At 71.2% G+C, this 24,450-nt stretch carries 20 protein-coding genes; 11 read left to right on the top strand and 9 right to left on the bottom strand.

The annotated features are described in order from the left end of the window. Positions 1 to 126: 126 nt before the first annotated feature. Complete coding sequence (locus O2L52_RS01005; protein WP_270113421.1) at positions 127 to 744, bottom strand: class I SAM-dependent methyltransferase; 618 nt, start codon at positions 742 to 744, stop codon at positions 127 to 129. Positions 745 to 848: 104 nt separating this feature from the next. On the opposite strand from O2L52_RS01005, the gene O2L52_RS01000 reads away from it, so the two are divergent. Further along, complete coding sequence (locus O2L52_RS01000; RefSeq protein ID WP_270113420.1) at positions 849 to 1,442, top strand: helix-turn-helix domain-containing protein; 594 nt, start codon at positions 849 to 851, stop codon at positions 1,440 to 1,442. A gap of 7 nt (positions 1,443 to 1,449) precedes the next feature. Here the strand turns inward: O2L52_RS01000 and O2L52_RS00995 are convergent, their stop codons facing one another. Then, positions 1,450 to 3,057 (bottom strand): GH39 family glycosyl hydrolase, encoded by a 1,608-nt coding sequence (locus O2L52_RS00995; protein ID WP_344474473.1) that lies wholly within the window; start codon positions 3,055 to 3,057, stop codon positions 1,450 to 1,452. Positions 3,058 to 3,278: 221 nt separating this feature from the next. Here O2L52_RS00995 and O2L52_RS00990 point away from each other — a divergent pair, with 221 nt between their 5' ends. Then, on the top strand, positions 3,279 to 4,322 hold the full coding sequence (locus O2L52_RS00990; RefSeq protein WP_270113419.1) for a LacI family DNA-binding transcriptional regulator: 1,044 nt from the start codon (positions 3,279 to 3,281) through the stop codon (positions 4,320 to 4,322). 68 nt (positions 4,323 to 4,390) lie between these two features. Here the strand turns inward: O2L52_RS00990 and O2L52_RS00985 are convergent, their stop codons facing one another. Beyond that, positions 4,391 to 5,812, bottom strand: coding sequence for an endo-1,4-beta-xylanase (locus O2L52_RS00985; protein WP_270113418.1), 1,422 nt, complete (start codon positions 5,810 to 5,812; stop codon positions 4,391 to 4,393). A gap of 332 nt (positions 5,813 to 6,144) precedes the next feature. On the opposite strand from O2L52_RS00985, the gene O2L52_RS00980 reads away from it, so the two are divergent. From O2L52_RS00980 to O2L52_RS00965, 4 genes are all read left to right on the top strand, one after another. Further along, on the top strand, positions 6,145 to 7,635 hold the full coding sequence (locus O2L52_RS00980; RefSeq protein WP_270113417.1) for a non-reducing end alpha-L-arabinofuranosidase family hydrolase: 1,491 nt from the start codon (positions 6,145 to 6,147) through the stop codon (positions 7,633 to 7,635). A gap of 168 nt (positions 7,636 to 7,803) precedes the next feature. Continuing rightward, positions 7,804 to 8,790 carry an ABC transporter substrate-binding protein gene (locus O2L52_RS00975; RefSeq protein ID WP_270113416.1) on the top strand — a complete coding sequence of 329 codons (987 nt, stop codon included), beginning with the start codon at positions 7,804 to 7,806 and terminating at the stop codon, positions 8,788 to 8,790. Further along, a complete protein-coding gene (locus tag O2L52_RS00970; RefSeq protein WP_270113415.1) occupies positions 8,787 to 9,821 on the top strand; it encodes a FecCD family ABC transporter permease in 1,035 nt (344 codons plus the stop codon). The genes O2L52_RS00975 and O2L52_RS00970 overlap by 4 nt, the downstream gene beginning before the upstream one ends. A 1-nt stretch (position 9,822) precedes the next feature. After that, the gene (locus O2L52_RS00965; protein ID WP_270113414.1) at positions 9,823 to 10,851 is read left to right on the top strand and encodes a FecCD family ABC transporter permease; all 1,029 of its coding nucleotides are present in this window, start codon (positions 9,823 to 9,825) and stop codon (positions 10,849 to 10,851) included. Between the two features lie 140 nt (positions 10,852 to 10,991). Here O2L52_RS00965 and O2L52_RS00960 read toward each other — a convergent pair whose 3' ends face one another. Then, positions 10,992 to 12,272 (bottom strand): poly(ethylene terephthalate) hydrolase family protein, encoded by a 1,281-nt coding sequence (locus O2L52_RS00960; RefSeq protein WP_270113413.1) that lies wholly within the window; start codon positions 12,270 to 12,272, stop codon positions 10,992 to 10,994. Between the two features lie 381 nt (positions 12,273 to 12,653). On the opposite strand from O2L52_RS00960, the gene O2L52_RS00955 reads away from it, so the two are divergent. After that, positions 12,654 to 13,505, top strand: a complete 852-nt coding sequence (locus O2L52_RS00955) for an SDR family oxidoreductase (protein ID WP_270113412.1) — start codon at positions 12,654 to 12,656, stop codon at positions 13,503 to 13,505. Between the two features lie 194 nt (positions 13,506 to 13,699). Here the strand turns inward: O2L52_RS00955 and O2L52_RS00950 are convergent, their stop codons facing one another. From O2L52_RS00950 to O2L52_RS00935, 4 genes are all read right to left on the bottom strand, one after another. Further along, positions 13,700 to 14,113, bottom strand: a complete 414-nt coding sequence (locus O2L52_RS00950; RefSeq protein WP_270113411.1) for a nuclear transport factor 2 family protein — start codon at positions 14,111 to 14,113, stop codon at positions 13,700 to 13,702. Further along, complete coding sequence (locus tag O2L52_RS00945) at positions 14,104 to 14,907, bottom strand: MBL fold metallo-hydrolase (protein WP_270113410.1); 804 nt, start codon at positions 14,905 to 14,907, stop codon at positions 14,104 to 14,106. Before O2L52_RS00945 ends, O2L52_RS00950 begins: the two co-directional genes overlap by 10 nt. 132 nt (positions 14,908 to 15,039) lie before the next feature. Continuing rightward, positions 15,040 to 15,528, bottom strand: a complete 489-nt coding sequence (locus O2L52_RS00940) for a MarR family winged helix-turn-helix transcriptional regulator (RefSeq protein WP_270113409.1) — start codon at positions 15,526 to 15,528, stop codon at positions 15,040 to 15,042. A 236-nt stretch (positions 15,529 to 15,764) separates the two neighbouring features. After that, on the bottom strand, positions 15,765 to 19,130 hold the full coding sequence (locus O2L52_RS00935) for a DUF5107 domain-containing protein (protein ID WP_270113408.1): 3,366 nt from the start codon (positions 19,128 to 19,130) through the stop codon (positions 15,765 to 15,767). Between the two features lie 55 nt (positions 19,131 to 19,185). On the opposite strand from O2L52_RS00935, the gene O2L52_RS00930 reads away from it, so the two are divergent. The 3 genes from O2L52_RS00930 (at position 19,186) to O2L52_RS00920 (ending at position 21,983) form a co-directional block, all read left to right on the top strand. Next, complete coding sequence (locus tag O2L52_RS00930; RefSeq protein ID WP_270113407.1) at positions 19,186 to 20,088, top strand: AraC family transcriptional regulator; 903 nt, start codon at positions 19,186 to 19,188, stop codon at positions 20,086 to 20,088. Positions 20,089 to 20,320: 232 nt separating this feature from the next. Next, the gene (locus tag O2L52_RS00925) at positions 20,321 to 21,274 is read left to right on the top strand and encodes an NAD(P)-dependent alcohol dehydrogenase (RefSeq protein ID WP_270113406.1); all 954 of its coding nucleotides are present in this window, start codon (positions 20,321 to 20,323) and stop codon (positions 21,272 to 21,274) included. A 154-nt stretch (positions 21,275 to 21,428) separates the two neighbouring features. After that, complete coding sequence (locus tag O2L52_RS00920) at positions 21,429 to 21,983, top strand: EF-hand domain-containing protein (protein ID WP_270113405.1); 555 nt, start codon at positions 21,429 to 21,431, stop codon at positions 21,981 to 21,983. 187 nt (positions 21,984 to 22,170) lie between these two features. Here the strand turns inward: O2L52_RS00920 and O2L52_RS00915 are convergent, their stop codons facing one another. After that, a complete protein-coding gene (locus O2L52_RS00915; RefSeq protein WP_270113404.1) occupies positions 22,171 to 22,761 on the bottom strand; it encodes a TetR/AcrR family transcriptional regulator in 591 nt (196 codons plus the stop codon). A 148-nt stretch (positions 22,762 to 22,909) separates the two neighbouring features. On the opposite strand from O2L52_RS00915, the gene O2L52_RS00910 reads away from it, so the two are divergent. Continuing rightward, complete coding sequence (locus O2L52_RS00910; RefSeq protein ID WP_344474264.1) at positions 22,910 to 24,361, top strand: MFS transporter; 1,452 nt, start codon at positions 22,910 to 22,912, stop codon at positions 24,359 to 24,361. Positions 24,362 to 24,450 lie beyond the last annotated feature (89 nt).

Raw genomic sequence — 24,450 nt, 5'->3', positions numbered from 1 at the left:
GCAGAGCGGACCAACGCGAGTTCCCGAAGTGGCGGTGCTGGTCCCAATCGCCATGCCCGAGGAGCCGGCATCGTCCAGGTTCGACTCCCGAACGGGCCCGCTGCAACCGGCTCGCACCAGAACGGTTCAGCGATGCCTGACCGCGCGGACGACCACGTCGTGGAGCTCGGCAGCATGGCCGGCGACCGTCCGAACGGGTTCGGCGGCCGTCTCGATCGTCCACTGGGCACCGTCGAGGCGGTCGACCACTGCCGCGGCGGTGGTCGAGGCCGCCTCCGGATGACGATGGCCCTGGCCGGGCGGCGACGCGAGGTGGCCGACGATGAGCAGGGTGCCGCCGGGGGCGACCCAGGACGCGAGCCGGTCATAGAACTCGCCGTGCGGCATGGCCGGGTGCGCGTAATGGGTCGTGACCAGGTCGAACCGGGATTCCGGGTCCCAGGTGGCCAGGTCGGCGCGGATCCACTCGACGCGGTCGGCCGCCGGGTGCCCCACCGCGCTCCGGCCCGCGAGGGCGAGGGCTTCGGCCGAGAGGTCGACGGCGGTGACCTGCCAGCCGGCCGCGGCCAGGTGGAGCGCCTCTGCTCCGGCCCCGCACCCCGCGTCCAGGGCCGCGCCCGGAGGCAGCTCGGCGGCGGCCGCGGTGAGGTACGGGTTCGGCGGCGGCGCCGGCGCGGCCCCCCTCGCCCGCCAGCGCTCTTCCCAGGCGTCACGGTTGAAGGCGGTGCTGTCGAATTCGTGCATCGGTCCCTCCTCGCGGGCTCGTGCCCCGGCGCGGGGCACCGCACGATGGTGCCGCGATGCCCTGAAAAAGTGCAAAGAATTTTGCCGAATGGCAAAATGGGGGGATGGGAAACGATCCGGCATCGACGCTCGACGCGGTCGGGCCGCGCCTGAAGCGCCTGCGGCAGAGCCGCGACGTCACGCTGCAGGACCTCGCGGCGGAGACCGGGATCTCGGCGAGCACGCTGTCGCGGCTCGAGGCGGGCCTGCGGCGGCCGACGCTCGAGCAGCTGCTGCCCCTCGCGCGGGCCTACGGGGTCACGCTGGACGAGCTGGTGGACGCCCCGCCCACCGGCGATCCGCGCGTGCACCTGCGCGCGATCACGAGCCCGGACGGGGCGCAGGTCCTGCCGCTCACGCAGCGGCCGGGCGGCATCCAGGCGTACAAGTTCGTGCTGCCGGCGGGCCGGGACGACGCGGAGCCGGATCTGCGCACGCACGAGGGGTACGACTGGGTCTACGTCCTCAACGGCCTGCTGCGCCTGGTCCTGGGCGAGCACGACCTGCTGCTGAAGCCCGGTGAGGCCGCGGAGTTCGACACCCGCACGCCGCACTGGTTCGGTGCGACCGGCGCCGGCCCGGTCGAGTTCCTCAGCCTCATCGGCAGGCAGGGCGAGCGCGCGCATGTGCGGGCCGCGCCCGCCCGCCGCGAGAGTTGAGCCGCAATCAGTCCGACTGGCGCAGGGACGTCACGGCCCAGGGGGCGAGCTCAAGGTCGATTTCGAGGACGCCGTTCTCGGGGACGGTGAGGGTGTCCCGAAGGAGCGCGTCGGCGACCTTGGCCAGGTGCCGGGTCTCGTTGCGGGACAGGTTGACCGGGCTGCCCATGGCGTACCAGGCCTCGGCGGGGTTGCCGTGGTCCCAGTCGACGGTCTCGACGAGGAAGGCCGTGCCGGGTTCGAGCCCGGCGATCGAGTGGCGGATCCGCCTGCTCGGGCCCTTCCGGGCGAGGTGGCGGGTGTCCTCGTAGGAGTTCGCCGAGCCGATGGAGTCCGACCCCATGTCGTCGGGGTAGTTGAAGAACACGGCCGAGACCGCCGAGGTGCGGCTGTCGCGGGTGACCACGCCGTGGGGCGTCGAGAGGAGCAGCCGGTCGCCGAGGCGGTTGAGCATGCTGAAGGCGTGGAAGGTCGGCTTGTGGATGCCCTGCTCGTTGACCAGGCCGAAGCCGCCGTGGAAGGGGCCGATGCCGGCGCCGCCTTCCTCGAAGACGTCGGTGAAGGCCCAGTAGGAGATCGACTCGGCGAGGGTCGCGCACTGCAGGAGCGAGCGGGTGATGGAGGCGGCCGCGAACACGGTGTCGTGCATGCGGTCCCGGGATGAGGGGGAGGTCGACCACTCGGTGATGTGGACTTCCGCGTCGGGGTAGGCGCTGTCGGCGATGAGCCCGCGCAGGAGGGCGAGGTCGTCGCGGGTGGCGTCGATGTAGCGGGAGAGCGGCACGCCCACGCCGTTCGCGTCGAACGCGTAGTCGGTCGGGTAGGTGTGGGTCGAGAGGAAGTCGATCGGGACCTGCCGCTGCTCGCACCAGGTCATGAACTCCTCGATCCAGACCGGGCGCCACTCGAGGGCGTCCACGTCGTCCGCGGCGGCGGTGGCGTGCTCCTTGGAGCGGTCCTGGGTCTCGCCCTTGTACCGGTCGTCGGGGACGAAGACGCTGGTGGAGGGTCCGCCGACCCGCAGGCCGGGGTCGATCTCCTTGATCGCGACCGCGGTGGCCTCGTACAGCTCGAAGTACTGGGTCCTCGTGCCGGTCCAGAAGTGGGGCACGAGGTTCGGCTCGTTCCACACCTCGAACCGCCACTGCCGGACCTCGTCGAGCCCGTACCGGTCGATCCAGTGCTCGACGGTGGTGGTCACGAGTTCGACCCAGCGGGTCATGTCCTTGGGCGGGCTGCAGTGCGCCCGCCACCAGAACAGGGTCTCGGTCTGGGTGGCGAGCGCGCGGGGCATGAAGCCGAGCTCCACGAAGGGGCGGGCGCCGCTGTCGAGGATGAAGTCGAAGACCTTGTCCACGTAGCTGAACGTGTAGGCCGGTTCGTCCAAAGGGGAGTCGGGGCCGAAGCCGCCGCCGTAGGTCTCGCGGTACACGAACATGTCGTCGTGGAAGACGCCGTGGAACCGGAGGTACTTGAAGCCGAGGGTGTCGACGGCTTCGGCGAACTGGCGCTGCCAGTCGGCCCGGAGGCCCTCGTTCGCCCGTCCGGCGCCGACGCACTCGCTCCAGACGTGCGGCAGGGCGGTCTCGTCGCAGGGCCGGCCGTCGATGGCGATGGGGGTCGCGGGGTCGCGGGGTCGCTTGTCATGGTGTCACTTCGTTCGGAGCACGGTTCGCTGTCTCGAAATGTTTTCGAAAAGCATTCGGTCGCGGACGACGCTACCGTTTGCGACGCCGCGAGTCAATGCGCATCTGAACTGGTGATTCCTCGGGCTGTACATCGCAGGCGCGTGGCTGCTAGGATCGAAATGTTTTCGGAACGTCGAAAGGATTCCCGGTGAGCCGGCAGCCCCGAACCGAGAAGGTCACCCTCGCGGACGTCGCCCTGCGGGCCGGGGTCTCGCCGGCCACCGTCTCGAAAGTCCTCAATGGACGCAGCGATGTGTCGGCGAGCACCCGCGAGCACGTGATGGACGTCGTCGCAGAGGTCGGCTACCAGCCGACGACACTGCGGCACGACCGGCCCCGCAAGCCGGCGATCGTGGTCGTGCTCGACTTCGTGGCCTCCCCCTACGCGGGCACCGTGCTGCAGGAGATCCTCGCCGCCGCCACCGAGGCGGAGACCGACCTGCTGCTCCGGCTGCCGCCGGACCCGTCGGTCGGCGCCAGCGCCGAGTCCGCCCGCGAATGGATCGTCCGGCAGCAGGCGTCAGGGGCCATCGGCATGGTCGAGCTCGCGGTCGCCTCCCCCAGCGCGGTGCTCAACGCGGCCGGCGACGCCCGGCTGCCGGTCGTGATGATCGACCCGATCGGCATGGCGGACTCCCGCGTCGTCACGATCGGCGCCACGAACTGGGCGGGCGCGCGCTCGGCGGCCGACCACCTGATCCGCTTCGGCCACCGCAGGATCGCGTGGATCGGCGGTCCGCTGAACTCGGCCCCCTCGGCCGAGCGCTTCCACGGCTACCGGGCCGCCCTCGACGCCGCCGAGCTCGAACCGGAGCAGGCGCTGATCCGCCACGACGCGTTCACGGTCGAGGCGGGCTTCAGGCACGGGCTCGAGCTGCTCGCACTCGATGAGCCGCCGACCGCCGTCGTCGCGGGCAACGACGAGATCGCGATCGGCGTCCTCGCCGCAGCGAAGGAGCTCGGCGTGGAGGTCCCCGGCCGGCTGTCGGTCACCGGATGCGACGACACGCCGCAGGCCGAGTGGACCGCGCCGGGCCTCACCTCGGTGCGCCAGCCGCTCGCGGGGATGGGCCGCATGGCGGTCGACACCGTCCTGGCGATGGCGAAGGGCGCCAAGCCGGCGTCCCGCCACCTGCAGCTGGCGACGGCCCTCACCGTCCGCGACTCGACGGGCCCGGTCCCCGAAGGCTGAGGCGGGCAAGGGGATCGCCGCCCGGGCGACCTAGTCGCGGCCGGGCGGCGATCCGTGTGGGGTAGGGCTTACAGGGTCCAGCGTTGGTTGGTGGCGCCGGTGCAGGACCAGAGTTGGACCTTCGAACCGTTGGCTGTGGCGGCCGCCGCGACGTCGAGGCACAGGCCCGACGCGGCATTGGTGATCGTGCCGTTCGCGTTCACGTTCCAGCGCTGGTTCGCGCCGCCGTGACAGGACCAGATGATCGCCGCCGTACCGTTCGCAGTGCCGCCGCCGGAGGCGTCCAGGCACTTCTTCGAACCGCCCGAGTACACCGAGATCTCACCGTTCGCGACCGTCCACTGCTGGTTCGCCCCCGTCCAGCAGTCATAGATCTGCAACTGCGTACCGTTCGTCGTCGACTGGTTCGGCACATCCAGACACCGGCCCGAGGCCGCGGAGGTGATGTGCTCGCCGCCGCCACCGCCCGGGTTGCCGTTGTTCAGCGCGGCCAGCACGGTGTGGTAGGCCTGCTTCTTCTGGTAGTTGCCGTCGAAGAGCAGCGGGTTGTCGTCGCGCCAGGAGTACTTGTCGGTGATGCCCCAGACGGTGATGCCCGTGCAGCGGGCGACCGCCATGCAGGCGTTGGTGACCGTGCCGTACGTGGCCGCCTGGTTGGAGCCCTGGCCGACGTCGAGCTCGGTGATCTCCACGTCCACGCCGAGGTCGGCGAAGCGCTGGAGGTTGGCCTGGTAGGTGCTCAGGTTCTCGTTGTGGGCGATGTGGGTCTGGAAGCCGACGCAGTCGATCGGGACGCCGCGGGACTTGAAGTCGCGCACCATGTTGTAGATGCCGGTGCTCTTGGCGTTGATGCTGTCGGTGCCGTAGTCGTTGTAGCAGAGCCTGGCGGTCGGGTCGGCCGCGTCCGCGGCGCGGAAGGCCTCCTCGATCCAGCCGTTGCCGAGCTGCCGCTGGAGGTTCGACTGCCGGCGGCTGCCGTCCCACTCGAAGGCCTCGTTCACCACGTCCCAGGCGAAGACCTTGCCCTCGTAGTGGTTCGCGACGCCCGCGATGTGGTTGGTCATGGCGTTGCGCAGGTTCTGGCCGGTGAGGTTCTGGGCCCACCCGGGCTGCTGGGCGTGCCAGACGAGGGTGTGGCCGCGGACCTTCATGCCGCGGGCCTGCGCCCAGCTGACGAGCTGGTCGCCGCCGGAGAAGTTGAACTGGCCCGGGTTCGGCTCGGTCGCGTCCCACTTCATGGCGTTCTCGGCCACGACCGAGTTGAACTCGGCCGCAAGGGTGTTGGCGTACCCGGACTCGCTCAGGTACTGCGTGGAGACGGCGGCCCCGAAGTAGCGGCCGCTCTCGGCCGCCGAGGCGCCGAGGGTGGTGCCCGCCTGGGCGGTCCCCGGGGACATCAGGAGCGCTGTCGTGGCGGCCAGGCTCGCGGTCGCGACTGCGGCGATCGTCGACCAGGCGCGGCGCCGTCGCCGCGGTGTACTGGTGATCATGGTGGTCCTTCGGTGCTCGCGGGAAGGGTCGTAGGAGGAGATTTTCGAAAGTTTCGATGATTGATCCGAAACTTACGTCTTCGAACTATAGATATGTTTCGATATCGCGTCAAGTAGGACAGTGGCGCCGAGCGAGGCGGGGCCGCCGCCGCCCGCCGCGGGCGCGCCGCCGGGACTCCGGCCCGGGGAATTCACATCGATCTATTTACATGTGGCGAATCGTCTGCCTATCCTGTGTGTACATCGCATGTTTCGGTCGTCAGACCGAAACTTTCGCAGCCCCGATGTTGTTAGCGATAACCACACCGGACACCTGATCAGAGAGGCAACCCATGAGGCATCAGACCCGATGGCGGTCGTGGATCGCACTGCTGGCGGCGACGCTGGCCGCGGCCCTCGCCGCAGCGACCTTGAGCGCCGCCCCGGCACAGGCCGCCCCGCTCCCCTCCTCCTTCCAATGGACTTCGACCGGCGCGCTGGTCGCCCCCCAGCAGACCGCCCCGGGCCGGACCCTGGTGTCGCTCAAGGACCCGTCGGTGGTCCAGGTCGACGGCAAGTACTACGTCTACGCCACCACCGCCGACACCAACGGCGGCTGGTCCCTGACCTCCTTCGGCGGGTTCACCGACTGGTCCCAAGCCGCGCAGGCCCCGCAGTACCACCTGTCCCGCACCCCGATCGGCGGCGGCTACCGCGCCGCCCCGCAGGTGTTCTACTTCGAACCCGACAACCAGTGGTACCTGATCTACCAGACCGGTCTGCCCTCGTTCTCGACCCTGACCCACCCCGGGCAGCCGCAGAGCGCCTCGGCGCCCCGGAACTTCATGCCCAACCACGGGATCGCCGACGCCGGCTCGTCGTACATCCTCGACTACTGGGTCGCCTGCGACGAAGTGAACTGCTACCTGTACTTCAACAACGACAAGCAGAAGTTCTACCGCGCGCAGACCACCGTGGCCGAGTTCCCGAACGGCTTCGGCGACGTCGAGCTGTTCATGGAGGCCCCGAACCAGAGCCTGTTCGAGGCCACCAACGTCTACAAGCTCGGCGACACCGGCCAGTACCTGCTCGTCGTCGAGGGCATCGGCTCCAACGGCGCCCGCTACTTCCGGTCCTGGACCTCCAACAAGCTCGACGCGAACTTCAGCGAGTGGGTCCCGCTGGCCAACACCCAGTCCAACCCGTTCGCCGGCGCCGCCAACGTCTCCTTCCCAGGAGGGTCCTGGACGCAGGACATCAGCCACGGCGAGGCGGTCCGCGTCGACGGCAACCAGACCATGGAGATCGACCCCTGCAACATCGACTACCTCTACCAGGGCAGGAACCCGAACTCCAACGGCATGGAGTACTCGCAGCTCCCCTACCGGCTCGGGCTGCTGAACCACACCAACCCGACCGCCGACTGCGGGAGCGGCAACCCGGGCGGCGGTGACTCGGGCCAGCTGCGCGGCACCGGATCGAACCGGTGTCTGGATGTGCCGAACCAGTCGACGACGAACGGTACGCAGTTGCAGATCTATGACTGCTGGACGGGGGCGAACCAGCAGTGGACGGTCGCGAACGGTGAGATCTCGGTGTACTCGGGCGGTTCGAAGAAGTGCCTGGACGCCTCCGGCGGCGGCACTGCGAACGGTACGGCGGCGATCATCTGGTCCTGTCACGGCGGCGCGAACCAGCGCTGGAACGTGAACGCGAACGGCACGATCACCAATGCCGCGTCGGGCCTGTGCCTCGACGTCGCGGCGGCCGCCACAGCCAACGGTTCGAAGGTCCAACTCTGGTCCTGCACCGGCGCCACCAACCAACGCTGGACCCTCTCCTAGTCACGACTCGATCCGAGGGCCCCGAGCGTTCCGCTTGGGGCCCTTCGTGTCAGCACCGCAATTTCGACGAGCGGTGGGATCCGGCACTACTCCGGCGCACGGCGACGGGCACGCGAACCGCCTTCATATAAGGTATGCCTAAGCTAACTTTGCCGGAAGGAAATCCCCATGCGCCGCCCCCTGTTCGCAGCCACAGCCGCTGCGGCACTGCTGCTCTCCGGCTGCTCGGCATCCGATTCCGATGCCGGCGGCGACGAGGTCGCCTGGTCGTACACCTCCGGAGACGGCGAGACCTACACCGCCGCCGAGATCCCCACCCGCATCATCGCCGAGGCCTCCTCGGCGAAGGCACTGATGGAGTTCGGGATCGAGCCGATCGGCATCTGGGCCAGCAACCCGATCGAAGAGGACGTCTCGCTCCAAGGCGTCGACTTCTCCGGCATCGAGGTCCTCGGCGAGGAGTGGGGCAAGATCGACGTCGCCGCCGCGGCCGAACTGCAGCCCGACCTCATCGTCGGCGACTGGTGGCCCGTCGAGGAGGCCTACAGCGGCCTCGAAGCCGGCGTCGAGGAGGAGAGCAAGAAGCTCGCCGAACTCGCCCCCGTCGTCGGCCCCGCCCAGAGCGACTCCGTCGTGACCCTCATCGAGGGGTACGCCGAACTCGCCGAGACCCTCGGCGCCGACCCCGACCAGATCGCCGAATCGCGCACCGCATTCGATGCGGCCGTAGCGGACTTCCAGGCGGCCACCGCAGAGAAGCCCGGCCTCACCGCGCTGGCGGTCAGCCCCTACGACACCAGCTACGCGATCGCCGTGCCCGAGCACGCGCCCGAACTGCTCGACTTCCAGCAGTGGGGGCTCAACGTCATCGATCCCGAAACCCCGGACCCGGACTTCCCGTACTGGGAGACCCTCAGCATGGAGAACGCCGACAAGTACCAGCCCGACCTGCTGCTGTTCGACGACCGCTGGCACCCCGGCAACGAGGACACCCTCGCCGCCGCGCCGATCTCCTCGAGCATCACCGCCTTCGCGGCGGGCCAGACCACGACCTGGCCCGGGTACTGGCTCCACACGTACAGCGACTACGCGTCCGAGCTGACCCGCCTCGCCGGGGTGATCCGCAGCGCCGACGAGAACCTCGTCCAGGAGTGACCGCGACCGCGGTGGTCCCGCCCGCATCGATGGCCCGCTCATCGGTGCGGGCGGGCGTCCTGCTCGCCGCGACCGGCGGGCTCGTCCTGCTCGCCCTCCTGAGCCTCACCCTCGGCTCGCGCGACGTCGCGCCGTTCGAGGCCCTCCGGGTGTTCACCGACCCCACTCCGAGCGCCGACGCCACCGTCATCCGCGAGATGCGGCTGCCCCGCACACTGATCGCGATCGGGGTCGGTGCGGCCCTTGCCGTCAGCGGCGCGATCCTCCAGAGCCTGGCCCGCAACCCGCTCGCCGACGCCGGCGTCTTCGGCATCAACGCCGGCGCGGCCGCCGCCGTGGTGGTCTCGGCGTTCGTGTTCGGGTCCATGCCGGTGAGCGGCTCGGTCTGGTTCGCGTTCCTCGGCGCGGGCGCGACCACCGTCGCCGTGTACGTCATCGCCGCGGTCGGCAGGGAAGGCGCGACACCGGTCAAACTCGCCCTGGCCGGGGTCTGCATCACCGCGCTGTGCGGCTCGGTCACCTCGGCGCTCGTCCTCGCGGACCCGGACGCACTCGAAGAGCTGCGCATGTGGCAGGTCGGCGCGCTCGGCGGCCGGTACTTCCCCGTGCTCACGCAGGTCGCGCCGTTCCTCGTCATCGGACTCGTCCTCTCCCTGTGCACCGGGCGGATCCTGAACCTGCTGTCCCTGGGCGAGGACCTCGCCCGCGGGCTCGGCGTGCGCACCGGCGCCGCCCGGGCGGGCCTGTTCGCCCTGGTCGCGGTCCTATGTGGCGCGGCGACCGCCGCCTGCGGCCCAATCGTGTTCGTGGGCTTGATGGTCCCGCACGCCGCGCGGCTGATCACCGGGCCCGACTACCGGTGGATCCTCGCGTACTCGGCGGTGCTCGGACCGGCGCTCATGCTGGGCGCCGACATCATCGGCCGCCTCGTCCTCCCCGGCGGCGAGATCCCGGTCGGCGTCGTCATCGGCGTGCTCGGCGCCCCCGCCTTCGTCCTGCTCGTCCGCTACCGCAACCTGGTGGAGCTCTGAGATGACCGCCGTCCTCACCGTGAGCGGGCAGCGCGTGCTCGCCCACCGCCGCATCAGACTGGTCGCCGCCGGGCTCGCCCTGACCGCGGCCGGCCTGTTCTGGCTCGCCATCGCCATCGGCGGCGAACTCCTCCCGCCCGTCGAAGTCCTCACCGGCCTCACCGGCACCGGCGAGCCGTCGACCGTCTTCATCGTCCGCGAACTGCGCCTGCCGCGGGCCGCCGCGGCGCTGCTCATCGGGCTCGCGCTCGGCGCGGCGGGCACGCTCTTCCAACGGGTGCTGGGCAACCCGCTCGCCTCGCCGGACTTCCTCGGCGTCACCGCGGGCGCCGGGACCGCCACGGTCACCGCGATCGTCTTCGGCGCCTCGAGCGCCCTGCTGCTGCCGACCGCCGCCCTCGCCGGAGGCGCGCTGACCGCCATGCTCATCTACCTGTTCGCCTGGCGGCGCGGCATCTCCGCCTACCGCTTCATCCTCGTCGGCGTCGGCGTGGCCACCTTCGCGCAGTCGATCACCTCCTACCTGGTCGCCCGGGCCGAGATGCGGGACGCGCGCGAAGCGCTCACCTGGCTCGTCGGCTCGGTCGGCATGGCGTCGCCGGAAGCGCTGACCCTGCTCGCGGTCACCATGGCGCTCTTCATTCCCGCCGCGGTGTACGCCTCCCGGGTGCTGCGGGCGCTGGAGCTCGGCGACGCGACCGCCCTGGTGCTCGGCTCCCGCACCCAGCGCGACCGCGTCCTGGTGCTGGGCATCGGGGTCGTCCTCATCGCCGTCGCGACGGCGGCGGCGGGCCCGATCGCCTTCATCGCCATGCTCGCGGGCCCCTTGGCCCGCCTCCTGCTGCGGCGGGCCGGCCAGAGCATCGCGGCCGCCGCGCTCATGGGGGCGGTGCTCCTCCAGACCGCGGACCTGCTCGCCCAGCACGCCCTGCCGTGGCCGGTCTCCACCGGCGTGGTCACCGGCGTCTTCGGCGCCCCTTACATCGCCTGGACCCTGATCACCGCGGCTCGCCGCTCGGACCTGCGCTGAGCCGGTGCTCAGACCGGTCCGCGGGCGAAGCGCCGGTCGGTGTCGCCACCGCACCGAGGGCCTGAACAATCTGAACAGTGCACCGGACGCCACGTAGCGGCCGAGGCACCGGAGCTCCGGTGCCTCGGCCGGCCTCTGCGCTAGGTGAGGGTCCAGCGCTGGTTGGTGCCGCCGTTGCAGGACCAGAGGATGATGCGCGTGCCGTTGGCGGTGCCGCGGCTGTCGGCGTCCAGGCACTTGCCCGACTGGGCGTTGGTGATGGTGCCGTTCGCGTTCACGTTCCATTTCTGGTTCGCGCCGCCGTGGCAGTCCCACAGGATCGCCCTGGTGCCGTCGGCGGTGCCGGAGCCCTCCGCGTCGAGGCACTTGCCGTTGACGCGCAGTTCACCTGCGGCAGTGCGGGTCCAGGCCTGTCCGGTCCTGCTGGTGCTGCAGTCCCACAGCTGGGCCGGCGTCCCGCTCGTGGCGTTGGGGACCTCGATGCAGCGGTTCGACGCCGCACCCACGATCGAGCCCTCCTCGGGCTCGCCCGGTCCGCCCGGGCCGCCGGGTTCGAACCCGCAGGTGTTGCTGTAGCTCGCGACGCCGGTGTTGTCGGCCAGGCCGGGGCACATGAACTGGGTGTAGCGGGTGTCGTTGTCGATCCAGATCTTCAGCCAGGGGATCACCCGCCGCGTCACCTCCGAGTTTCCCCAGGTAGGGAACCCGTGGCCGCCGCGGGTGAGCGAGACGTACGCGGCCTCGGTCGAGGCGGGCTTGGAGTTGTACAGCGAGGTGATCGACGAGTGCGTGACCGTGCCGTCGTCGCGCGCGCCCATGAGCAGGGTGGGCACCGAGACGTTGGACATGTTCTGGGAGAACGAGGCCGGCGCGAACGGGACCGCCGCCTGCAGGCTCGGCCGGCGCATGGCGGCGTTGACCGCCCCGCCGCCGCCCATCGAGTGGCCCATGACGCCGAGCCGGGTCGAGTCGACCCGGTCGCGGACGGGGCTCGCTTGCGTCAGGTAGTCCAGCGCGGCAAGCAGCTGCGTGCCGCGCGCGTCGTCCCAGTCGTTGGGGCTGTTGGTGTCGATGCCGATGACCACGAACCCGAACGAGGCGAGCCAGTGGCCCATCCAAGCGCCTTCGGCGGCCCAGGAGGCGGTGTAGCCGGGGACCACCGCGATCGCGCCGAACGTGCCCTGGCTCGTGTCGGTCGGGTAGTAGATCTTCCCACCCTTGAATCCGTGCCCGCCGCCCACGGTGAGCTCAGCGGTGGCGAACGTGCCTCGTTGCGCTGCAACGCTTTGCACCGTGGGGTCGGGGCCGCGCTGGTAGGGATTCTGCTGCGCGGACGCCGGCTGGGCGACGACCAGGCCGGCGATCAGCGCGGCGAGGGCCGCCAGCGCGGCCACCGCGAACCGTCTCGTTCGGAGTCGCATGAGATTGCTCCTTTATGGACAGAGATTCGAGACGCGGCTGCCCGCCGCGACACGTCTTTCAGGTGAACGTTTCGACATACATCAATACGAACTCAGCATAGGCGCGCGCCGCAGTCCGAGACAAGGGTCAATCCATAGAATTTTATCGATCTATTGCCGTATTGGACACCTTGTGCACCAGAGACACCAAGCGCTGCGATCGACTGGGGTCGCCGCACCATCGAAGTGCAGGTCGAGAGCTTGACCATCGACCATGATGCCGCGAGCGTCGGTATATCGATACACCAATTCACCGGCCGCTTCAACGGTTCCAGCGCGAGCGCCCGCGCACGGCGGGGATACTGGCGGATGGTCGCCAACGCACAAGGAAAGGGCCAGCGCATGGGAATCATCGCCGTCACCGGTGCCACAGGTCAGCTGGGGTCGAGGGTCGCCCGGATGCTCGCCGAACGCGGTGCGCAGCAGCGGCTCGTCGTGCGCGATCCCTCGCGCGCGCCCGAACTGGACGGCGCTGAGGTGGCGGTCGCGTCCTACGAGGACCAAGCCGGGCTGCGCGCTGCCCTGGAAGGCGTCGAGACCCTGTTCATGGTCTCCGCGCACGAGAGCCGGGACCGGATGCCCGAGCACCGCAGCGCCGTGCGGGCCGCGGTGGAGGCCGGGGTCGAGCGCGTCGTCTACACCTCGTTCATGGGCGCGTCCCCGGAGGCGACGTTCACGTTCGCGCGTGAGCATTCGCGGACCGAGCGGCTCATCGCCGAGTCCGGGCTGCGGCTCACCGCCCTGCGGAACTCGCTGTACGCCGACATGCTGCCGCTCTTCGTGCAGGACGGTGTGATCCGCGGTCCGGCCGGACAGGGCCGGGTCGCCTGGGTCGCCCGGCACGACGTCGCCCGCCTCGCGGTGGAGGCCCTTGTGGATTCCGCCCACGCCGACCGCGTCTACGACGTGTCCGGGCCGGATCCGCTCGACCTGCACGAGTCCGCGCGGATCCTCAGCGCGGTCACCGGCCGCGAGATCACCTATGAGGCCGAGACCGACGAGGAGGCCCGCGCCTCCCGGGCGGGCGCCGAGGACTGGCAGATCGCCGGATGGGCGGGCTCCTACAAGGCCATCGCGACCGGCGAGACCTCGGTGACCAGCCACACTGTCGAACACGTCACCGGAACGCGCCCTTGGGGACTCGAGGAGTTCCTGAACAACGAGCCGGACTCCTGGAGCCATCTCGTCGAGTGACGCGCTTCGCAGCGCGAACGCGTCAGGCCGGTTACCCCGATATCCGCTGATGCGGAAGGGAACGCAGCCATGAGCGAGGTCTGGTTCATCACCGGTTCCTCCCGCGGTCTCGGCCGCCAGTTCGTCCCGCCCTCTCGCGGGTCCAGATCGCAGTCCGGGCGCGCCGGTCCGAAGGGCCGGCGCGCCTGGACTGCTCAGGACATGGCGTCGCGGACCTTGGCGGTGTCCACGAACTGCTCGAAGCGCACGATCAGCCCGCCGCGGACGGTGAAGTGGTGGGCGACGCGGACGTCGATCGGTTCGCCGGTGGCCTTGTTGGCCGCGGTATAGCGGGCCAGGACCACCACGTTCTCGCCGTCGACCACGTAGACGTCGTCGTGGGCGGTCCAGTCGATCCAGTCCGCCCCGAGTCGCTCCATCACGTTCGCGGTGACGCCTTCGGGCGTGCGGTAGGTCCCCGCGAGGGGGAAGCCCGCCATCTCGGTCCATTCGACGTCCGGTGCGAGCGTGGCGCGCAGCGCCTCCAGGTCGCCTGCGGCGGAGGCCAGGTACTGGCGGCGCACGACGTCCCGCGGTGCGGTCGACGCCTCGAAGTCGCTCAGCCCCATGCCATCTCGCCCTTCGCGACCTTGCCGCCGATCTGGGCGGCGACGAGCAGCTGCGCGTCAGGGTAGCGGCGGACGAGCTCGCCGGTGACGGCCTCGCCGTTCGGCTGGTCCTTGAGGACCTCCTCGAACGCGTCCAGGTAGTCGCGGGTGTGGCGGACGGCCTCCACGGTCGCGGCCGCGCCGGGAGCGCGGTGGCCGGGCACGACCAGGGCCGGGTCGAGGGCCTCGATCTCGTCGAGCACCCCGCGCCAGACGGCGCGGGCGGCCTCGTCGGTGTCGGCGGTCCACACGTGCTGGCCGGAGAAGACGAGGACGCCGCCGAGGACGGCCCGCTGCTCGGCCTGCCACAGGTAGTGGCGGTCGGCGAGCCCGGGGGCGCCGCCCTTGAGCTCGAAGCGGTGGCCTTCGAGGTCGATGTCGCCGTCGAGGACGTCGAGGTCGACCAGGCGGGTGGGCAGGTTCGCGCCCGATGCCGCCCAGGCCTTGCGCTTGCCTTCGTAGGAGTGCTCGATGTGCTCGATGACGGGCGCGGTGGCGACGAAGCGGGCGTCCGGGAAGGCGTCCGCGAGGACTTCGGCGCCGAAGTAGAAGTCGGGGTCGCCGTGGCTGATGAAGACGGTGGTGAGCGTCTTGCCGGAGTCGAGGACGGCGGCGGCGAGGCGGTGGCCGTCGGCGCGGGTGAACCCGGCGTCGACCAGCAGCGCCTCGGATTCGCCGGTGACGAGCGTGGCGGTCTTGGCCGGGTTGCCGGCCGGGAAGTCCAGGTCGTGGATGTGGAAGTCGAGCGCGGCCATGAGTGCTCCTCGTATCGCGTGCGGGCCCCGCGCGGCACGGGAACCATTCATCTGACACAACAGTATCTGAGTAGTCAGATATTTCCTTCCGCCCGTCCGCAGTGCGGATCACACCCGGCGGAGCACTCCCGACTATCGCAGACGCCCGACCGCGTCGCCCGCCGAACGACTGAGAATCCGCAGGTCCTCGGCGAACACATCGTGGTGCTCGGCGGGCAGCGGCTCCAGGAAGTAGCGGCGGATGTTCTCCACGTGGACGCGGGAGGCCTCGACCGCCTTCGCCTCGCCGGCCGCCGTCAGGCGCACCATGCGCCCGCGCCGGTCGTCCGGGTTGGCGCCGCGCTCGACCAGGCCCGCGGCCTCCATCCGGTCGATCAGCCGCGTCACCCCGCCGGTCGTCAGCACCTGCTCGCGGCTGATCGCGCGCATCGGCAGGCCCGCCTCGTCCGCGCGGGCCAGGATGAGCAGCACCTCGAACATCAGGTGCGAGATCCCGCACGCCTCCTCGATCGCCCGCCCGAGCACGTGCTCCAGCCGGTTCGCCGCCCCCAGGAACCGTCCGAACGCCACCACCAGCTCATTGCCGGCGGCCTCTTTCGCCGACCCGATCGCCTCGCCCACAATGACCTCCCGTAGCCGCCGTCCACCCTACGAGACCGGAACGGACCCGGTCTCCGCGGCCACTCGACCCGATGCAGCCGCCAGCCGCGCGGAGCCGGGCCCTGCCGACCCGGACGCGGCGACGGTGATCGTGACGCCGCTTTCGCCGTAGGGCGGGTGGCCCGTAGTAGCGGCGGAACAGCGCCGACGTGCAGCTCGCGGGCGTCCGGTCGGTCATGTCGTTCCTTTGCGGAGGGTCATCGGGCTGCGGCGCGCGCGGCGCCGTTCAGCGGATCGCGGTCGAGCGCGGCTCCGGCCAGGGCGCCCGCGCGGTCGGTCGCACCGTCCAGCATCGCCAGCTGCGCCCGCAGCACCAGGACCCGCGTGTCGTGGGCGGCCTGGATGTCCGCGTTAAACAAGAGCATGGTCGGCAGCGAGGTCGCGAAGTACTCGATTCGGGCCGTCACCTGCGCCTGCGCCTCGATGTAGCGGGCGAGGTCGTCCCGGAGCGCCTGCGCGGCATCGGTCTTGCCGAGGCGCCGCAGCGCGGTGACGGCGGCGGCGGTGTGCTCGGAGTGGGCCTGCACCCGCATGGTCTGGAAGTCCCCCTGCTGGGCGGCGGCCCGCTCCCAGGCGGCCCGCGCACCGAGGGCGTCGCCCGCGGCAGCGAGCGCATCGCCGAGGACGAGGTGCAGGTCCGCGGTGTTCGCCAGGAGGTGGCGGGCCTCGCCGAGACCCGCCACGGGGGTCAGCGCGGCTTCGGCGTGGCGCACGGCGCGGTGCGGTTCGCCGGCGTCGAGGGCTTCGCGGGCCAGCGACAGGTGGGCCTCCTCCCAGGCGGCGAGGACGCGGCCTTCGCCGCCTTCCCAGGGCTGGAAGGCGCGGGTTTCGAGAACGTCGAGGGCGTCGTGCGCGCGGCCTGCGGCGGTGAGGAGCTCGGCGAGCTGGACCGAGAGGTCGTCGCGCTGGTCGACGAGGTCGCGGCGTTGCGCAAGGGCGGCAAGGCGTTCGCGCGGGGCCGTGCCCCGGCGGGCGGCGAGCTGGTCGGCTTCGTAGAGGAGCCGGGCGTCGTCGGGGGCGGCGGCGCGGGCGCGCTCGTACCAGGCGGCGGCGCGCTCGGGATCGCCTTGGACGTTGTGGGCGGCGACGCCGAGGTTGCGCAGGACGACCGGGTCGCCGGTGGGTGCGGCGGCCTCCCAGGCGGCGATCGCCTCGTCGCGGCGGCCTGCGGCGTAGAGCCGGTGCCCGGCGAGGCCCGCGAGGACCGGGTCGCCCGGGCGGCGTTCCCGAAGGCGCGCAAGGGCATCGTCCTCAACGTGCGAGGGGAAGCACCAGGTGCGGTCGAGCTCGCGGACCGTCTCCAGTGCGCGGTCGGCGGCCGGTTCGTCGCCGCGTTCGAATGCCAGGTCGGCGCGGTGGAGCCAGGCGAGCGGGGCGACGTTGACCTGCCCGCGGGTGAGCGGCAGCCTTGCGGCGGTGTCGAAGAGGGCGATCGCGGCTTCGTCCTCACCGATCGAGCGGTATTCGAGGGCGACGTCGAGCGCGATGGTCGGGTCGGCTGTGGGCTCGGTGTCCCGGCACCGCGGAGCGGCGAGGCGCAGTCGGGCGGCGAGGTCGCGGGCCCAGGCGTCGAGCGGGTTGTCCCGCAAGGTCTCGGCGGTGAGCGCGGCGGCGCGGGCCCGGTCGCCGCGGCGCAGCAGCGCCACCGCGAGGAGGTTGCGGGCCTGCGTATGACGCGGGCTGCGGCGCACGACCGCTTCGAGTCCGGCGGCCGCGTCGTCGTCGTGTCCGGCGGCGAGGTCGATCCGGGCGGTCGCGACGGCGGCGGGGTCGGCCCAGGTCGCGTCCCATGAAGCGGTGCCGAAGGCGGCCTTGGCTTCCGCGTCGCGGCGCTGCCGGGCGAGGACGAGGCCGAGGCGGTAGTGGGCCTCGCCGTCGCGCGGGTTCGGGTTGCGGCGGGTCAAGCGCTCCACGGCCGCGCGCAGGTGCGCCTCGGCCTCGACGAGGCGGCCGGCGTGCGCGAGCCGCGCGGCCAGCGCCGTGTTGGAGCGGGCGTCGCCGGGGTCGCGGCGCAGCGCCTCCGCCCAGTAGGGCTCGGGTGCGCGGGTGGCGTGCCGGTACTGGGCGAGGTGGAGGCCGGTGAAGTAGAGCTCGTCGACCGAGTCGACGTCGGCGGGAGCGGGCGGTTCGGTCGCGGCGTCCACAGTGGGTGGTGCTGTCGTTTCGGGGCGAGGGCGCCAGGACACGAGCACGCGGTCGCCGTGCTCGACGGTGAGTTCGCAGGCGGTCGGATCGACGGTCTCGGGCAGGCGTACCTCGCGCATGTAGGGGGCGCCGGGGGCCAGGTCGGCGGTGTCCTCGTGCAGGGTGCGGTCGCCCTCGCGCAGGACGACGCGGGCGCCGGGGCGGGGCGCGGTGACGGCGGCGGCGATGCGGGCGCGCGTCCCGTCGTCCTCGAGGTCGAGGCGGACGGCGGCGTCGAGGGTGGCCTGGTGGACCGGGCCGGTGTCCTGGATCGGGTACCAGTGCTGGGAGAACGTCTTCGTCTCCCCCGGCCGGATGAAGGCGAAGTCGGGCTGGTTGTCGGTGAAGACCCCGGCCATGAGCTCCACATAGGGCCCGTTGGTGTCCGTCAGGTGCGCGTCCCAGGCCCGGCCGAAGGGGGCGTTGCCCCAGGTCCACTGCTTCTTGCCGGGGGCGGTGCGGTGGTCGGCCCAGTGGACGAAGCCGGCGCGGGCGGCGTGGTCGTAGCCGCCGAAGAAGTCGTCGTCGGTGCCCAGGCACATGTACGAGGTGGGCACCGGGATGTTGCGGTACCAGTCGAGCCGGTCGCCGTCCGGACGGTCGGCCGTGCGCCGCCCGGGGTAGTCGACCCCGTAGTAATGGCCTTCGGCGGCAGGGAAACTCGTGGTGGCGCGCTTGGCGTGGTCGGCGACCACGCGCACGTCGGTGGGGAAGAACGACTGGTACCGGTCGTGCGCCTCGGCCGCCACGTTCGCCCACCACAGGAACGTCTGGGTCTCCGCCGAGCGGTTCACGAGGTGGCCGCGCAGTTCGATGAGGGCGCTGTCGGGCCGGAGGCGGATGCCGTGCATGCCCTGCATGCGGGCGAACGGGTCGTGGTCGGAGCACCAGACGGTGGCGGCGCCGTCGTCCTCGTGCTCGATCGCGGCCTCGGTCGGCAGGTGGGTGGCGGGGCGGTGGTGCTGGGGCCAGTTGAACTCGACGCCGCCGGAGACCCACGGCCCGGCGAGGCCGACGAGGGCGGGCTTGATGACGTCGTTGCGGTAGAAGAAGTCGTAGCCGCGGGTCTTGTCGAGTCCGATGTGGATTCTCCCGCCGAGTTCGGGGAGGATCATCAGCCGCACGTACTCGTTCTCCAGGTGCACCGCGTCCCAGTCGCGCGGGGCCTTCTCGCGGGCGACCGCGTCGATGAACGGCAGCGGGTAGACCGCCCCGCTCGAGCCCTGGTAGACGCGCTGGTCCAGATAGGCCGGGTAGCGGTCCGGGGCGGCAGGCGCATACGTGTCGATCGCGACCGCCTCGCGCCAGGCGCGTACGGGCCGGTCGGCGAGCTCCGCGGGGGCTTCGGGCAGGACGATCCTCGACGCTTCGGATGGCATGCACTGAACCTATGAGCACTTGACATGCCTGTCGATGGTCATTTCAATGGAGGATATGGATGAATCGATGGTCGCCGTGGATCCGGGTGCCATCCCCGAGGGCTTCGCGGGGCAGCGGATGCTCGTGGTCCCCCGCCTCGCCGTCGAGCGGGCGCTGCGGCACCCGGTCACGGGGAAGCTGCTGGTCACCGATGCCGGATGCTTCCCGCACGCGGCCCGGCACGGACGCTCGCGGCCCCGCGGCGCGCCTGAGCACGTGTTCCTGGTGTGCACCGACGGCGCGGGGTGGTGCCGGATCGACGGCGTCCACACGGCGGTGGCCAGGGGCGGGGCCGTCATGATCCCCGCCGGCCGGGCGCACGCCTACGGCGCGTCCGATGCGGATCCGTGGACACTGTGGTGGTTCCACTTCACCGGCGCTGACGCCGCGGACCTGGTCGGCGCCGCGAACGCCGCCGCGAGCGGCCACGTGACCCACCTGCGCGATCCGGCGCCGGTGGCGAGCCTGATCTCGCAGGTCATCGACGCCCTCGACTCGGGTCCGACCGTCGCGGGCTTCACCCGGGCGACCGGCGCGGCCTGGCACGCGCTCGCGCACGTCATCGCCACCGGCCGCCGCAACCCCGGGACGAGCCTGAGCCCCCTCGAGCGCGCCGTCGAGCACCTGCGGGCGACCTCGCCGCAGCGCACCACGGTCCCCGCGCTCGCGTCCATGGTGGGGCTGAGCGCCTCCCAGATCAGCGCCCTGTTCCGCGAGCACCTCGGCGTCTCGCCGCTCCAGTTCCAAGTGCAGCTGCGCATGTCCCGGGCCCGCGAACTCCTCGACGGCACCGAGCTGCCGATCGCCGCGGTGGCCCGCGAGACCGGCTACGGCGACCCCATGTACTTCTCCCGCCAGTTCACCCGCATCCACGACATGACCCCGACCGCCTACCGGTCGCGCCCGCCTGGGGCGTAGCCCGCTCAAAGCCCAGTTGAGGCAGGTGCATCCCTCGCTTGCCTTTGCCCCGCTTGGGCATGGAGGCGTGGCCAGATCGGCCACGGCCGCCGGTTGGCGGCGGCCTTCGGTGACTACCCGCGCATGATCGACCGCCTCCTGGCGGTCCGCTGACCCCTGGCACAAGCCACCGGCGCGAGCCGGACCTGACTACAGTGGAGAGATTCGCCGCTGCAGGACAGGAGCCCCCCACATGAGAGCGGTTATCCAGGATCGATACGGATCGGCCGAGGTCGTCCGCGTCGGCGACCTCCCCGAGCCGGTGCCCGCGGACGACGAGGTGCTGATCCGGGTCCGCGCCGCGTCCCTCAACGGATCGGATCGGGAGAACCTCGCCGGCAGCCCCTTCTACGCGCGCCTGGGCGGCCTCCGCCGCCCGCGCCATCCGGTGCCCGGGTCAGACGTCGCCGGAGTCGTAGCCGCCGCCGGGAGCGCCGTCACGGCATTCGCCGTCGGCGACGAGGTGTTCGGTGAGCTGGCCGGATACCGCGGCGGCCTCGCGGAGTACGTGGCGACCTCACCGCGGCTGCTGGCCCGCAAGCCGTCCGGCCTGTCCTTCCTCGACGCGGCGGCGATCCCGCAGGCGGGCTGCATCGCCTACCGATCGACCCGCGGGATCGAGCCCGGAGACCGGGTCCTGGTCAACGGCGCGGGAGGCGCCGGCGGCGCGCTCATCGTCCGCCTCGCCAAGCACCTCGGCGCCGCAGTCACGGCCGTCGACCGCGGGGACAAGGCCGAATACCTGCTGCAGCTCGGCGCCGACGACACGATCGCGTTCGAACACGAGGATTGGGCCGACCGGCGCGACCGGTACGACCGGGTCATCGACCTTGTCGGGCACCGCTCACCGTTCCAGGTCCATCAGGCACTGCGCCCCGGCGGGCAGTACCTCATGGTCGGCGGGCACGCCCGCGTCCTGCTCGCGATGTTCACCACCGGCTGGTCGATCCGCAAGCAGGGCAAGCGGGTCAAAGTCCTGGCCGTGCCGCAGTCACGCGCCGACCTGGAGGCGGTCACGGCTGCCGTGGTCAACGGCGACGCCACCGCCGCGGTCGACCGGACCTACTCCCTCGAGGAGGCGCCCGCGGGCTTCGCGAGACTCGCCGCCGGGGACAACCTGGGAAAGATCCTCATTGAAATCCCATGACCGGCACGGGAACCGCCTCCCAGGCGTGCGGTCACCGGGAATGGGAATATTCACCCGATCGAGTTACAAAGACGCGCACCGATGTAGGTTCCACCCGTAGTCGACTTCTGTCACTCTTACTCCGTTCAGTCCACAAGGCAACGGAGGCAACCGCATGACCGACATCCTGACCGCCAAGATCGCGCACGGCTTCGACTACCTCGACGCCACGGGCGACGGGCACCTCACCGAGCAGGACCACGTCGAACTGGGGCAGCGCGCCGCGACGGGGCTGGGACACGCGCCCGGGTCGCCCGAGGAGGAGCGGATCATCGCCGCGTTCACGGCCATCTGGGACAACATCCACCGCCCGCACCTGCCCGAAGGCCGGGACCAGATCGACAAGGAGACGTTCATCGCCGCCACCCGGTCCCTCGAGCCGGAAGCCGCCGACGCCACCGTCGGCGCGATGGCGCGGACGTTCCTGGCGATCGCCGACAGCGACGGCAACGGCGTGCTCAGCGCCGAGGAGTTCGCCGTGTTCCAGCGCGCGCTCTTCCCTGAGATCGCGCAGGACGACATCGACAAGGCGTTCGCCTTCCTCGACCGCGACGGCAACGGGCACCTGACCGCCACCGAGTTCACCACCGCGGTCCTCGAGTACTGGAACAGCACCGACCCGGACGCCCCGGGCAACTGGTACCTCGGACAGCCGGTCTACGAGCGCTGATTGAAAGCGGCCCAGGCGAACGCCTGGGCCGCTTCACATTCCTCAGAGGCCGCGGCGCGCACGCGAACCCGACGCCGTCCGGTCGTCACGCCCACCCCTCCCCCGCCGAGCGAGACGGACGGTGCACTCGACTCGCTCGCCGACGGCATCCCGGCGGTCTCGCCCGGCACGCCCCTCACCGCCGCGGCTATGCGCCAGATCCGTTCTGCGGCAACAGCAGTCGATCGACCAGCCCGTCGATGTAGCCCGGGGCGAGCGGCACCATGCCGAACAGGACCCGGATGTACATGGGGGCCAGGATGTGGTCGAGGACGCCGTACGCGTCGGGGGCGTCCTCGCCGCGGTCGCGGGCGCGGTCGAGCATCGACTGGAGCTGGCCCATGCGCTCGGCGCGAATGTCCTCCGCGGCCTTCGAACCCTCCTGGCCGTCGCCCGACAGGGCGACCGCCAGGCGCACCACCGCCAGGCCGTCCGGCCCGGTGATCTCGCGAGCGACGTTGGCCGCGTAGGTGCGCAGGTCGCCCTCCAGACTCCCGGTGTCGGGCATCGGCGACTGCGCGTTGAGCCGGTTGAGCGTCACATCGGCGAGCAGGGTCTCCAGGTTGCCCCAGCGGCGGTAGATGCTGCTGTCGGCCACGCCCGCCCGGGCGGCGATCTCCCCCACGGTGAAACCGCTGTAGCCGCGCTCGCTGATCAGATCGGTGACGGCCTGATGCACCGCCGCTGCGACCTTGGCGCTGCGCCCGCCCGGTCGCCGGGTTCGCTGTGGCTCGTTCATGCGCTCACCTTAACGCAGTCGAGACTTGCGTTTGCGAGTCGAGGCCTGCTACGGTCACTAACGCAGTCATTGACTGCGTTAGTGTGCTCGGCTGTCGCGACACCGTCGTCGACCGCGGTCGAGCCCATGTAGCGATCGAAAGGAACTCATGCCCGCATCGCATGCACCCGTTGGCAATCGGCCGAATCGGGCCGTGCTGCTCACGGTGACCTGCCTGGGCCAGTTCATGGTCCTGCTCGACAACACGATCGTCGGAGCCGCGCTGCCCGACATGCAGCACCGGCTGCACACGGGGCTGACCGGTCTGCAATGGATCGTCGACGCGTACGTGCTGCTGGTCGCCATGCTGCTGCTCTCCGGCGGCGTCTTCGCCGACCGGTTCGGCCGCAAGCGCGTCTACCTGACCGGCGTGGCCGTGTTCACCGCCGCGTCGGTGGTCTGCAGCCTCGCGCCCTCGCTCGACTGGCTCATCGCGGGCCGGGTGCTGCAGGGCATCGGGGCCGCGGCCCTGAGCCCCGCCTCGCTCGCCCTCCTCGTGGCCGCCTATCCCGAGCCGCGGGAGCGGGTCAAGGCCATCGGCCTGTGGGCCGGACTCAGCGGCATCGGCCTGGCCGGAGGCCCCGTGGCCGGCGGCGTCCTGACGGACGCCTTCGGCTGGCCCGCCATCTTCCTGGTGAACCTGCCGATCGGCGCGCTTCTGCTGCTGCTGGGCCTGCGCAGCCTTGCGGAGAGCCGCAATCCGAAGGCCCCCGCGATCGACGTCCCGGGGACGGTGCTGTCCGTCCTCGCGGTGGGAGTGCTGACCTTCGCCCTGATCGAGGGCGGCGCCCGAGGCTGGAGTTCACCGGTGATCCTGGGGAGCTTCGCCGCCGCCGCGGTCCTGCTCGGCGCGTTCATCGCCGTCGAAGCGCGCCGTCCCGATCCGATGCTGCCGCTGCGGCTGTTCCGGCAGCGCCTGTTCACCGTGTCCAACACCGCCATGGTCGTGGTGGGCTTCGCGCTCATGGGCTCGGCGTTCTTCTTCTCCCAGTTCTTCGTCCACGTCCAGGGCAGCTCGATCCTGCGCGCCGGACTGCAGACCCTCCCGCAGTCCCTCGCCATGGTGATCGTCAGCCCGTACGCGGGCCGACTCGCCGCCCGGTACGGCTTCCGCATCGTGGTGACCGGCGGCCTGGCCCTCGCCGGCCTCGGACTGCTGGCGCTCGGCACGGTGCACGCCGACACCGAGTACGGGAACGTGTGGTGGCGCATGGCGGTCGTCGGCTGCGGTTTCGCCCTCACCCTGTCGCCCTTGACCGGCGCCGCCATCCAAGCGGTCAGCCCGCAGGAAGGCGGCCTCGCCTCCGGCATCAGCAGCACCGCCCGGCAGATCGGCGCCGTCCTCGGCGTGGCGGTGCTCGGAGCCGTGGCGCGCGCCGGGCAGTCCGACGGCGCGTCCTTCGAGACCGGCATCAACAGCGCGTTCCTCACGGCCGGAGCCGTCACCGTGGCCGCCGCCGTATGCACCGGACTGTGGCTGGCGAGGTCCGGACCAGCACGTCCTCCCCGCACTGCTCGATCCCCCTGCCGGCCGCTGCCGGAGGCCCGTGCTCGGTACTGACCCGTTCAGGTGAGACAGGGCGCCACCCGCGTCCGAGCGTCGGACCCGCAGGGAATACTGGACGTTGCACCACAAACTCCGTCCCCGAT

This window comes from Glycomyces algeriensis, from assembly GCF_027622855.1.
GTDB classification, from domain to species: Bacteria; Actinomycetota; Actinomycetes; order Mycobacteriales; family Micromonosporaceae; genus Glycomyces; species Glycomyces algeriensis.
The sequence above is the reverse complement of the archived record's forward strand: the minus strand, read 5'-3'. Positions and strand labels throughout refer to the sequence as shown.

Excerpts from the sequence above, each read along its gene's own strand:
- O2L52_RS01005 (WP_270113421.1), bottom strand. The coding sequence starts at position 744 with ATGCACGAATTCGACAGCACCGCCTTCAACCGTGACGCCTGGGAAGAG.
- O2L52_RS01000 (WP_270113420.1), top strand. The coding sequence starts at position 849 with ATGGGAAACGATCCGGCATCGACGCTCGACGCGGTCGGGCCGCGCCTG.
- O2L52_RS00985 (WP_270113418.1), bottom strand. The coding sequence starts at position 5,812 with ATGATCACCAGTACACCGCGGCGACGGCGCCGCGCCTGGTCGACGATC.
- O2L52_RS00980 (WP_270113417.1), top strand. The coding sequence starts at position 6,145 with ATGAGGCATCAGACCCGATGGCGGTCGTGGATCGCACTGCTGGCGGCG.
- O2L52_RS00975 (WP_270113416.1), top strand. The coding sequence starts at position 7,804 with ATGCGCCGCCCCCTGTTCGCAGCCACAGCCGCTGCGGCACTGCTGCTC.
- O2L52_RS00965 (WP_270113414.1), top strand. The coding sequence starts at position 9,823 with ATGACCGCCGTCCTCACCGTGAGCGGGCAGCGCGTGCTCGCCCACCGC.
- O2L52_RS00960 (WP_270113413.1), bottom strand. The coding sequence starts at position 12,272 with ATGCGACTCCGAACGAGACGGTTCGCGGTGGCCGCGCTGGCGGCCCTC.
- O2L52_RS00955 (WP_270113412.1), top strand. The coding sequence starts at position 12,654 with ATGGGAATCATCGCCGTCACCGGTGCCACAGGTCAGCTGGGGTCGAGG.
- O2L52_RS00950 (WP_270113411.1), bottom strand. The coding sequence starts at position 14,113 with ATGGGGCTGAGCGACTTCGAGGCGTCGACCGCACCGCGGGACGTCGTG.
- O2L52_RS00945 (WP_270113410.1), bottom strand. The coding sequence starts at position 14,907 with ATGGCCGCGCTCGACTTCCACATCCACGACCTGGACTTCCCGGCCGGC.
- O2L52_RS00935 (WP_270113408.1), bottom strand. The coding sequence starts at position 19,130 with ATGCCATCCGAAGCGTCGAGGATCGTCCTGCCCGAAGCCCCCGCGGAG.
- O2L52_RS00930 (WP_270113407.1), top strand. The coding sequence starts at position 19,186 with ATGGATGAATCGATGGTCGCCGTGGATCCGGGTGCCATCCCCGAGGGC.
- O2L52_RS00925 (WP_270113406.1), top strand. The coding sequence starts at position 20,321 with ATGAGAGCGGTTATCCAGGATCGATACGGATCGGCCGAGGTCGTCCGC.
- O2L52_RS00920 (WP_270113405.1), top strand. The coding sequence starts at position 21,429 with ATGACCGACATCCTGACCGCCAAGATCGCGCACGGCTTCGACTACCTC.
- O2L52_RS00915 (WP_270113404.1), bottom strand. The coding sequence starts at position 22,761 with ATGAACGAGCCACAGCGAACCCGGCGACCGGGCGGGCGCAGCGCCAAG.
- O2L52_RS00910 (WP_344474264.1), top strand. The coding sequence starts at position 22,910 with ATGCCCGCATCGCATGCACCCGTTGGCAATCGGCCGAATCGGGCCGTG.